The following is a 9,394-nucleotide window of genomic DNA, read 5'->3' as shown; positions in this document are numbered from 1 at the left end:
TCGCACCACGGTCGGCGGCGGCGCCGAGCAGCTTCTCGGTGAGCACGGTGGCGCCGGTGCCGCGCCGCCCGGTCGCGATCTGCTGGCTCTCGGTGGCGACGTCGTCGTCGACCAGCACGCGGGCGACCGGGATGCCGTCGTGCCGCAGCCGCTCGGCCGCGATCCCGAAGTTGATCCGGTCACCGGTGTAGTTCTTCACGATGTGCAAAACGCCGCCCGGACCGGCGGCCGCGCGGCTGCCCTCGTACACCTGACGGTTGTGGGGTGAGGCGAACACCCGACCGGGCGCGGCGGCGTCGAGCATCCCGCGTCCGACGAGACCGACGTGCATCGGCTCGTGCCCGGACCCGCCACCGGAGAGCAACCCGACCTGCCGCCGCGGGTCACGATCGACGGACCGCACGTAGACGGGATCGGTGGACAGCTCCACCACGTCGGCATGGTCGCGCGCGAAACCCAACAACGCACGATCGACGTACTCGGTCTTGGAGGCATAGAAGGGTTCGGCCATCACCTCATCATGCGACGACCATGGGCGCCGGTTCCGGGGTTCGCGCGCGTACGGTGGTGATCTCCGGTGACAAACCTCGCAGGGAGGCATCCGCGTGCTCAGCCGTCCCATGCTCGCTTTTGGACTCGCGGTCGTCCTCCTGTGGCTCGTCGGTTGCTCGAGTCCGGAACCCACCACCTACACCCTGCCGTCACACGAGGAGCTGGGCCTCCAGCCGGCCGACTCGGTGGATCTCCTGTCCGCGGAGCGGGTCCGGGCGGCGTTGTTCGGCCCGGAACCACCGGTCGCCGGGCTCGTCCTCGACGCGTCGACCTCGGGGCCGCAGGAGGACGTGGTGTCGGCGGTCTGCGGCAACCGTCGGGGTCCGGGTGTCTACGCGAGCCTGGGCGGGCAGCGCAAGCTGTGGACGAGCGCCGACCTGAACGTCGAGAGCTTCGCCGGCGCGTTCGGCGTCATCTCGGCCGCGACCGCCGTCGAGCAGGTCAAGGGCCGCTTCACCTGCGACGAGTACACCGCGGACGCGGACCCGGACGCACGGATGGCGATTCCCAACCAGGACGCCGACGGGTGGCACCGCGACATCCGGCTGATCCAACCACCGGCGTTGGCGGGTGTCGAGAACGCGGTGTTCTTCTGCGAGACGGTCAAGGAGGTCAACCATCGCTGCTACGCGGCGCTGGCCCGGGCCGAGGTCGTCAGCCGGGTCACCGTGACGGCGCGCACCACCGCGCGGGCCGAGGAGGCCACCAGGTCGTTGCTCGACGAGGCGGCCCGGCGGCTCGTCGCGGCCACAGCGGCATGACGGCGGCAGCCCGCCGGGCGGCCTGGCTCTGGGTCGCGTTCGGCCTCGTCGCCCTCGTGTCGTGCGCGCTCGTGCTGCGGCGCCCCGACCGCCTCTCGGACCTGCACATCTACTACGGGGCCATCCAACACCTGTGGGACGGCAAGCCCCTTTACGCGTACGTGGCGGAGAACGGCGGGCCGTTCACGTACCCGCCGTTCGCGGCGTTGGTGCTCAGCCCGATGGCGCTCGTGCCGGAAGGGCTGCTCCAGCCACTGTGGCTGGTCGCCACCGTCGCCGCGCTGGCCGCCATCGCCGCCGCGGTCGGGCGTGGGCGACCCGACGTGGTCGCCGCCGTCGCGTGCGGGCTGTTGCTGTCCGCGCCCGCGCAGAGCAACCTGCGCTTCGGCCAGGTGAGCGTGTTCGTGGTGCTGCTCGCCCTGGTCGACGCGCTCGGGCTGACCCCGGAGCGCTACCGCGGCTACCTGGTCGGCCTCGCCGCGGCGGTCAAGCTCACCCCGCTGCTGTTCGTCGTCTACTTCCTGGCCGCCGGCCGCTACCGGGACGCCGGCCGGGCCCTGGCCGCGTTGGTCGGCGCCGCCGCCGTCGCGGCGCTCGTGCTGCCGGCGGAGAGCTGGGGCTACTGGACCGGCACGATGCTGGAGACCTCGCGGATCGGCAACCTCGCCTCCCTCGGCAACCAGTCGGTGCAGGGCATGCTGCTGCGGGTGGGCGTGCCGCAGCCGGCCCTCCCGCTGGTCTGGGCCACGCTGGTAGCGGTGATCTGCGTGGTGGCGCTGCTGCGCGCCCGCAGGTTGTTCCACGATGGACACCCGACCAAGGCCGCGGTGCTGGTCGGCTGCGCGACGGTGGCGGCGTCGCCGGTGTCGTGGACCCACCACCAGCTCTGGCCGGTGCTGGCCGCGATGCTGCTGATCGGCACCCACGGCGCGGTCCATCGGGCGGCCGGCGGAGCGCTGCTCGCGGCGATGGTGCTGTCTCTCGGCGTGGTGCTGGCCGACGTCTCGTTCACGCCGGGCGTCCAGTTCGTCCTGGAGAACGCCCGCGCGCTCGGCACGGTCGGCATCTGCGTGCTGGGCTTCGGCGCGGCGGTCGCGGCGCACCGCACCGCCCGCCGGTGGACCCTGGCCGGCGCGGCGGCCGTGGCGGTGGCGGTCGTCGCCCTGCAGCCGTTGCCGGCCTCGGCGGACCCGACCTTCAAGGCCTACCGCCTGTCGGACACGACGAACCCGCGCTATTTCTACGTCTGCCACGACGAGCCGACCTGCGCGGCGTTCATCGGCGACATGTCGATCCGCTTCGGCGTGGTGGCCGAGAAGACGAAGGTCCGCGTCAACGGCGTCGTGGGCCCGACGGTCGCCCGCCTGCAGTACCAGTCGGCCCCCGGCGGCCGCCCGCGCGACATCCCGCTCCTCACCCGCTACGAAGCCGGCCGCGTCTTCTCGTTCCGCTCGGCGAGCCTCGCGCACGGCCGCCTGGTCGCCTACGACCCGGCCGGCAACGAGATCGCCAGCTACACCCGTGAGCTGACGCCGGCCCGCCACCTCGGGTGAGGTGGCGGGCCGGCCAGGCGGCACGCCTGTCAGGAGGTGGCGGTCGTCGGGACCGTCACCGGTGGCTCAGCGGACGTTGACGAACACCGGGTTCGAGTAGAACCACAGGTCGTCCCACGGGCTCTCCAGGCCGTCGGCGGCCGGCTCGAGCTCGTCCGTGCTCGTGCCGCGGACCCGTGCGTACAGGTCGCCCTCGACGTTGCGGATCGTGTGCTTGACGACGTAGTCCTTGCCCGACCGGTGCCAGTCCGACCGGCCGAACCGGGCGACCACCTTCGTCGTCGGGTTGGTGTCGGCGTTCGGGTCGCTGGCCAGGCCCGTGATCCGGCCGACGATCAGGTCGACGCGGCGGACCGTCGGGCGGTCGCCGTTGCCGTTGACGCCGTCCAGCTCGCGGAACCGGATCTCGATCTCGACGTCGTTGCGGTTCTTGCGGCTCACCGTCAGCGTCTCGCCGACCTTGGCCGAACCGCCGCGGCTGCTCGCCGTGACGTCCAGCGCGCTGATCAGGTCGCCGGTGGTGACCCAGATGCGGCCGTTGCGCAGCGCGTCCATGATGTCCGCGTAGTCCTGGCGGGCGTACACGTAGGTCTTGCTGTACTCACCCGGCCAGAAGTCCGAGCCGCCACGGGTCCAGTGCACGTGCGAGTCCGACGTGGCGGTGATGAACCACTTGCGGCCCTCGCCGAGCAGCGAGTCCCAGAGGCCGCCGACGCGGGCGGTCATCTGGTCGTAGCCGCCGTAGGTCGGGTGGCTGCCGTAGCCGCCACGCGCGCCGCCGTTGAGCGGGCCCGCCTGGTGGCCGGGCGCGCCCTCGAAGCCGATGTAGACGTCCGGAGCGGCGTTGTTGCCGGCCCGGAACTCGCGCGGCGTGTCCTGGCCGTAGACGCCCAGGCCGCTGGCCGAACGCGCCGCGTGGTGAGCGATGACGATCGGCTTCTGCTTGTGCGACGCCGCCGACTTGAGGAACTCGACGAACTTCGCCTCGGTGTCCCGGGACGGGTCGGTCGGGAACGCGTCGAACTTGTTGAAGCGGCTCTCCAGCTCGAAGAGCAGCTTCGCCTCGTCGTCGTGCCGCGGGATCATCAGCGTGTGGTGGTCCATCTGCGGGGTGTCGAACTCCATACCCCAGAACTGCAGGACCTCGGGTACGAGCTTGCGCGAGCGCAGCAGGTCGGGGTAGGCCTGCTCCAGGTTGACCTTCGAGTGGTTGGGTCCACCGTGGTCGGTGCACATCGCCCAGGTCAGGCCGAAGTTCTTGGCCATGATGGCGTTGGTGACGATCGGGTAGACCGCGTCGGCACCCTTGTGGAAGACGGGCGGGTTCTTCGTGGTGTCGAACTCGCCGCTGTACTCCGAGTGGATGTGGTGGTCACCGGCGCGCCAGGCACGGCCGCCGTTCGAGCCACCGTCGTGGCCCTTCCCGGTGGCCTGCGCGGCGGCGTTGCCGACCAGCGGCCCGGCGGCGACGATGGTCGCGCCGACGCCGGCGTACTTGACGAGCTGCCGGCGCGACAAGCCGTTGGCTTCGCGCTCCTCGGCATTTGACATGGTGAAACGGCCTTTCGATGGGGTACGGCCTCGGCGTGCGCCCTGAGCCTTGAAGCCGGCCCTTAACCGCCGGTGAACGCGCCACGCACCACCAACGAACTCCTAACCTCGATAGGAGATCGACTCACCCAATCCAGACGCATCGGACCGCGGCGTGCCACGAGCCCTCGAGCACCAGCACGCCGACCGGCAGCAGGGCCATCGCCAGCAGAGCACCGGTCACGACGAGCCCGGCGGCCGCACCGAGCCGCTCCGGCGGCGCGAGCAGCCGGCGCAGCCGCTCCACCGTGTCGCCGCCGCCGGCGCCGACCAGCCCGACCGGTGCCGCGGCTCCGCACGCCATCGCGACCAGCGCACCGGCGAGTGCCTGCCGTCCGTGGGCACGGGCCGCCACGTCGTCGGCCCGCAGCTCGACCAGCCGGCCGACCTGGTCGCGCGCGACCCGCAGCAGGCGCACCCGGGGCAGGGCCCGGGCGGCCAGCCGGACCGCGTCGAGCAGCAGTTGGTGCCGGCCACCGGCGTGCGCGCGCTCGTGCGCGACGACCGCGTCGAGCTGTGCCGGGGTGAGCTGGTCGAGGGCGCCGCTGGTGACGACCAGTCGCCGGTCCGGTGCCACGTACGCGCCGGGTCGTGGATGTTCGATGACCGTGCCGCCGAGGTCCGGCAAGGGCCGCCCGGCGAGGGTGAGCAGCTCCCGGTGCCGCCGGCGCGCCACCCGCTGGGAGCGCAGCGCCCGGCCGCCGCGGAACAGCGCGAGCGCGACGACACCGGCGACGCCGACCGCTACGCCGTCGCCGGTGAGCCGCAGTGCCAGCAGCGCGGCCGGGGAGCCGGGGTGGACGCACCAGAAGAGCAGGGCGCAGACCGTCGGTGGTGCGGGCAGGAGCACGGCGATGCCGGCGGCCAGGATGCTGGCGGCGACCGTCCCGAGCAGCACGCACCAGACGGCGAGCGCGAGCCGGGGTGCCCGCCGCACCCAGCCGGCGGTGGGCAGCCAGCGGGTTCCGACGAAGCCGAGCAGCAACGCCACGGCGAGCAGGTTGGCGGCGATCACGGGCGGTTGCCGAGCACCCGGAGCAGCTCGGCGGCCTCCTCCGGGCTGAGCTCGCGGACGAAGCCGGCCAGCGCCGACGCCGGGTCGCCGCTCTCGGCCATCGCGTCGCGCATCAGCCGCGCGCCGTACTCGCCGCGGGACGACAGCGGTTCGTAGCGGTACGCCCGCCCGGCGCGCTCCCGGCGCAGCCAGCCCTTGCGGTGCAGGTTGTCGACGACGGTGAGCACCGTGTTGTACGCCAGGTCGCGGGCGGACAGGTCGGTCCAGATCTCCCGGACCGTGGTCGGCGCGGCGCGTGCCCACAGCCGGTCCATGACCGCCGCCTCCAGCTCACCGAACCCGCGCACGCTGGGCATTGTCGCCGCGACGGGTGTCGCAGAGGTGGCCGCGAGATGTCGATCAGGAGCGCAGCACGCCGGGTGTATACCCTCAGCGTATACGCGTAGGGTATGGTCTCCGGCATGAGCGTTCCCTTGACCCTCCTCGGCCTGCTCGAGCGCGAGCCCAGCCACGGCTACGACCTCAAGCGCGACTACGACGCGTTCTTCGGCCGGGGCAAGCCGCTGCCGTTCGGGCAGGTCTACGCGACCCTCGCCCGCCTCGCCCGCGACGGCAAGGTGGTGATCGCGGTCGAGCCCGGCGACGGTCCCGAGCGCAAGCGCTACGTGATCACCGAGACCGGCGCGTCCGAGGTGAACGCCTGGCTCGTCGAGCCGCTCGAGCCCGAGCCGCACCTGCAGACCGTGCTGTTCGCCAAGGTGGTGCTGGCGCTCATGCTCAACCGCCCGGCCGAGGAATACCTCGACACCCAGCGCCGCGCCCACCTCGCCCGCATGCGCGAGCTGACCGAGGTCAAGCGCGGCGGCAACCTGGTCGACGCCCTGCTCGCCGACCACGGCCTGTTCCACCTGGAGGCCGACCTGCGCTGGATCGACACCACCGTGGCCCGGCTCGACGCCCTCGCCAAGGCGGTGGCCCGATGATCGAGGCCCGCGACGTCAAGCTCTCGTTCGGCGAGACGCCGGCCCTGCGCGGCGCCACGCTCGCCGTCGCCGAGGGCGAGATCCTCGCCGTGATGGGGCCGAGCGGCTCCGGCAAATCCACCCTGCTGCACTGCCTCGCGGGCATCCTCGTGCCCGACGCCGGTGAGGTCCAGTTCGCCGGGCAGCGCATCGACACCCTCGACGAGGGTGCGCGCAGCGCCCTGCGCCGCGACCGGTTCGGCTTCGTCTTCCAGTTCGGCCAACTCGTCCCGGAGCTGACCGCGGTCGAGAACGTGGCGCTGCCGCTGCTGCTGGCCGGCACGAAGCGGCGCGCGGCGGTGGCCGAGGCGAGCGCCTGGTTCGACCGGCTCGACCTCGACGGCCTGCAGCAACGCCGCTCCGGCGAGCTGTCCGGCGGCCAGGCGCAACGCGTCGCGCTCGCCCGTGGCCTGGTCTCCCGGCCGAAGGTGCTGTTCGCCGACGAGCCGACCGGCTCGCTCGACTCGCTCACCGGCGAGCACGTCATGGACCTGCTGGTCAGCTCGGCCCGCGAGCAGGGCACCACGGTCGTCGTGGTCACACACGAGGCCCGGGTCGCCGCGTACGCGGACCGCGAGGTCATCGTCCGCGATGGCAAGGTGACGACGGCGGTGCTCACGTGATCGGGCTCGGCCTGCGGCTGGCCGTGGCCGGCGGCCGCGAGGCGGCGGCACGGCTCGTGGTCGTGGCGGCCGCAGTCGCCCTCGGCACCGGCCTGCTGCTCGCCACGCTCGCCGGCATCAACGCCACCAAGACGCAGAACCTGCGCTACGCCTGGCTCAACACCGGCATCGCCGAATACACCACCACGCCGCGCGCGGGCGTCGACCCCGCGTGGTGGCTCATCCGTGGAGACCGGTTCCGGGGCCAGGAGCTGGGCCGGATCGACGTCGCCGCGACCGGGCCGGCCGCACCCGTGCCCGCCGGCATCCCCGCCCTGCCGGGGCCGGGGGAGTTCTACGCCTCGCCCGCCCTGCACGACCTGCTGCGCACGGTGCCGGCCGACGAGCTCGGCGACCGGTTCCCCGGCAGGGAGGTCGGCGTGATCGGCGACGCCGCACTGCCCTCGCCCGACAGCCTGCTGGTCGTCGTCGGGCAGTCCCCGGAGACGCTGGCCACCCAACCGTTCGCACAGCAGGTCACCGCGGTGCTGACCACCGACCCGGCCGGCTGCATGCGGTGCATCATCGGCCTCGACAACACGATGTTCACCGTCTCGCTGTCGGTCATCGCGGCGGCCTTGATCTTCCCGGTGCTCATCTTCATCGGCACCGCGACCCGCTTGTCCGCGGCCCGGCGCGAGCAGCGGTTCGCCGCCATGCGCCTCGTCGGCGCCACTCCGCGGCAGATCACCGTGCTCGCCACCGTCGAGTCGACGGTCGCCGCGGTCGCCGGCACCCTGCTCGGCTTCGGCGTCTTCTTCGCCGCCCGGCCCGGGCTCGCCGAGATCCCGTTCACCGGCGCCACGTTCTTCCCGAGCGACCTCGTGCTCACCGCCGTCAACGTGGCCGCGGTGGCGGTCGGCATCCCGCTGGGCGCGGCGGTCGCCGCCCGGCTCGCATTGCGGCGGGTCCGGATCTCGCCGCTCGGCGTCACCCGCCGCGCGACCCCGAAGCCGCCCCGGGCCTGGCGGCTGATCCCGCTGGTCGCGGGCGTCGCCGAGCTGGCCTACTTCGTCGGGCGCAGGCCGGAGACGACCGATGGCCAGACGGCCGCCTACCTGATCGGCGCGGTGCTGATGCTCGCCGGGCTGGTGCTGGCCGGGCCGTGGCTGACCATGCGGGTGGCCCGGCTGGTCGCCGACCGCGCGCAACGCCCGGCCGCCCTGATCGCCGGGCGGCGGCTGGCCGACGATCCCATGGCCGCGTTCCGTGCCGTCAGCGGGCTGGTGGTCGCGCTGTTCGTGATGACGGCCGCGAGCGGCGCGATCACCTCGTTCGTGGCGGAGCGGGCGCGGCCGGCCGGTGACTCGGTCGCCGCCACCTCGCTGACCCAGGCCTTCTGGCCGGAACGGCTGGCCGAGGGCGCCGAGCCACCGACCGTCGCCGACATCCCCGCGGGCCTCTCGGCCGTCCCGGGCGTCCAGGCGGTGCTCACGGTCCGGGAGAACGACCGGCAGGTCGCCCAGAACATGGCCGACCCGTCGGGTCCCGGCCTGATCAGTTGCGCCGACCTCGCCCGCGCGCCCGGCTTCGGCTCCTGCCCGCCGGGTGCCCAGGTCGTGTCGGTCTGGCAGGACCTGATCGGTCCCCGGGACCCGGGAGTCACGCCGGCAGAGACGATCTGGCCCGCGTCGACGGTGACCGACCTCGACTCCCGGCGGCTGCTCTCGGTCGTGGTGCAGACCGACGGCTCCGACGCCGCGAAGGAACGGGTGCGCACCCTGCTCGCGACGATGGACCCGTTCGGCGAACCGCCCGCCAGCGACGCCGAGCACCAGGCCTCCTCGACCTTGACCCTGGTGCAGTTCCAGCGCCTCGCCGACGTGGTGATCCTGGCCAGCCTGCCGATCGCCGGCTGCAGCCTGGCGGTCAGCGTGATCGCGGGCCTGACCGACCGCAAGCGGCCGTTCAGCGTGCTGCGGCTGACCGGCGTCCGGATCCGCATGCTCCGGTCGGTGGTAGGCCTGGAGACAGCGGTCCCGCTGCTGGTCGTCGCCGCGGTCGCGATCGGCGCGGGCCTCCTGGCGGCGTCGCTGTTCCTGCGGGCACAGCTCGACTACCCGCTGCACGGGCTGGGCGCCGGCTACTACGCGATGGTCGGCGGCGGCCTGGTCGCCTCGCTCGGCATCATCGCGGCCACGCTCCCGCTGCTGCGCCGGATCACCGGCCCGGAGACCGCCCGCAACGAGTGACCCATACGCATCGGGGGTACGCGCGGCGCGTGCCCCCGATGTGGGCA

Annotated in this window: 9 protein-coding genes; 5 read left to right on the top strand and 4 right to left on the bottom strand. The window is 73.2% G+C overall.

Annotated features, from left to right (window positions below; genetic code table 11):
- Positions 1-511, bottom strand: a 511-nt coding sequence (locus Air01nite_RS01620) for a dihydroxyacetone kinase subunit DhaK (protein ID WP_203699939.1), incomplete at its 3' end; no start/stop codon positions are given.
- A 94-nt stretch (positions 512-605) separates the two neighbouring features.
- On the opposite strand from Air01nite_RS01620, the gene Air01nite_RS01615 reads away from it, so the two are divergent.
- Both Air01nite_RS01615 and Air01nite_RS01610 read left to right on the top strand, forming a co-directional pair.
- Positions 606-1,313, top strand: a complete 708-nt coding sequence (locus Air01nite_RS01615) for a hypothetical protein (protein ID WP_203699938.1) — start codon at positions 606-608, stop codon at positions 1,311-1,313.
- Positions 1,310-2,866 carry a glycosyltransferase 87 family protein gene (locus tag Air01nite_RS01610; RefSeq protein WP_203699937.1) on the top strand — a complete coding sequence of 519 codons (1,557 nt, stop codon included), beginning with the start codon at positions 1,310-1,312 and terminating at the stop codon, positions 2,864-2,866. The genes Air01nite_RS01615 and Air01nite_RS01610 overlap by 4 nt, the downstream gene beginning before the upstream one ends.
- A gap of 66 nt (positions 2,867-2,932) precedes the next feature.
- Here the strand turns inward: Air01nite_RS01610 and Air01nite_RS01605 are convergent, their stop codons facing one another.
- The 3 genes from Air01nite_RS01605 to Air01nite_RS01595 form a co-directional block, all read right to left on the bottom strand.
- Complete coding sequence (locus tag Air01nite_RS01605) at positions 2,933-4,417, bottom strand: CehA/McbA family metallohydrolase domain-containing protein (protein ID WP_203699936.1); 1,485 nt, start codon at positions 4,415-4,417, stop codon at positions 2,933-2,935.
- A gap of 124 nt (positions 4,418-4,541) precedes the next feature.
- Positions 4,542-5,471: a M56 family metallopeptidase gene (locus tag Air01nite_RS01600; RefSeq protein ID WP_203699935.1), complete on the bottom strand. Its 930-nt coding sequence runs from the start codon at positions 5,469-5,471 to the stop codon at positions 4,542-4,544.
- Positions 5,468-5,818, bottom strand: a complete 351-nt coding sequence (locus tag Air01nite_RS01595) for a BlaI/MecI/CopY family transcriptional regulator (RefSeq protein ID WP_239090418.1) — start codon at positions 5,816-5,818, stop codon at positions 5,468-5,470. The genes Air01nite_RS01600 and Air01nite_RS01595 overlap by 4 nt, the downstream gene beginning before the upstream one ends.
- 114 nt (positions 5,819-5,932) lie before the next feature.
- Between Air01nite_RS01595 and Air01nite_RS01590 the strand changes: the two genes are divergently transcribed.
- Genes Air01nite_RS01590 through Air01nite_RS01580 form a run of 3 tightly spaced genes read left to right on the top strand, consistent with a single transcriptional unit; the run spans position 5,933 to position 9,347 of the window.
- Complete coding sequence (locus Air01nite_RS01590; protein ID WP_203699933.1) at positions 5,933-6,454, top strand: PadR family transcriptional regulator; 522 nt, start codon at positions 5,933-5,935, stop codon at positions 6,452-6,454.
- On the top strand, positions 6,451-7,116 hold the full coding sequence (locus tag Air01nite_RS01585) for an ABC transporter ATP-binding protein (protein WP_203699932.1): 666 nt from the start codon (positions 6,451-6,453) through the stop codon (positions 7,114-7,116). Before Air01nite_RS01590 ends, Air01nite_RS01585 begins: the two co-directional genes overlap by 4 nt.
- Complete coding sequence (locus tag Air01nite_RS01580) at positions 7,113-9,347, top strand: FtsX-like permease family protein (protein ID WP_203699931.1); 2,235 nt, start codon at positions 7,113-7,115, stop codon at positions 9,345-9,347. The genes Air01nite_RS01585 and Air01nite_RS01580 overlap by 4 nt, the downstream gene beginning before the upstream one ends.
- Positions 9,348-9,394: the final 47 nt, after the last annotated feature.

Origin of the sequence: Asanoa iriomotensis, from assembly GCF_016862515.1 — a bacterium.
Taxonomy (GTDB): Bacteria; Actinomycetota; Actinomycetes; order Mycobacteriales; family Micromonosporaceae; genus Asanoa; species Asanoa iriomotensis.
This window is presented reverse-complemented; position numbering and strand designations above follow the sequence as displayed.

Coding starts and splice junctions, on each gene's coding strand:
- Air01nite_RS01610 (WP_203699937.1), top strand. CDS start 1,310: ATGACGGCGGCAGCCCGCCGGGCGGCCTGGCTCTGGGTCGCGTTCGGC.
- Air01nite_RS01605 (WP_203699936.1), bottom strand. CDS start 4,417: ATGTCAAATGCCGAGGAGCGCGAAGCCAACGGCTTGTCGCGCCGGCAG.
- Air01nite_RS01590 (WP_203699933.1), top strand. CDS start 5,933: ATGAGCGTTCCCTTGACCCTCCTCGGCCTGCTCGAGCGCGAGCCCAGC.
- Air01nite_RS01585 (WP_203699932.1), top strand. CDS start 6,451: ATGATCGAGGCCCGCGACGTCAAGCTCTCGTTCGGCGAGACGCCGGCC.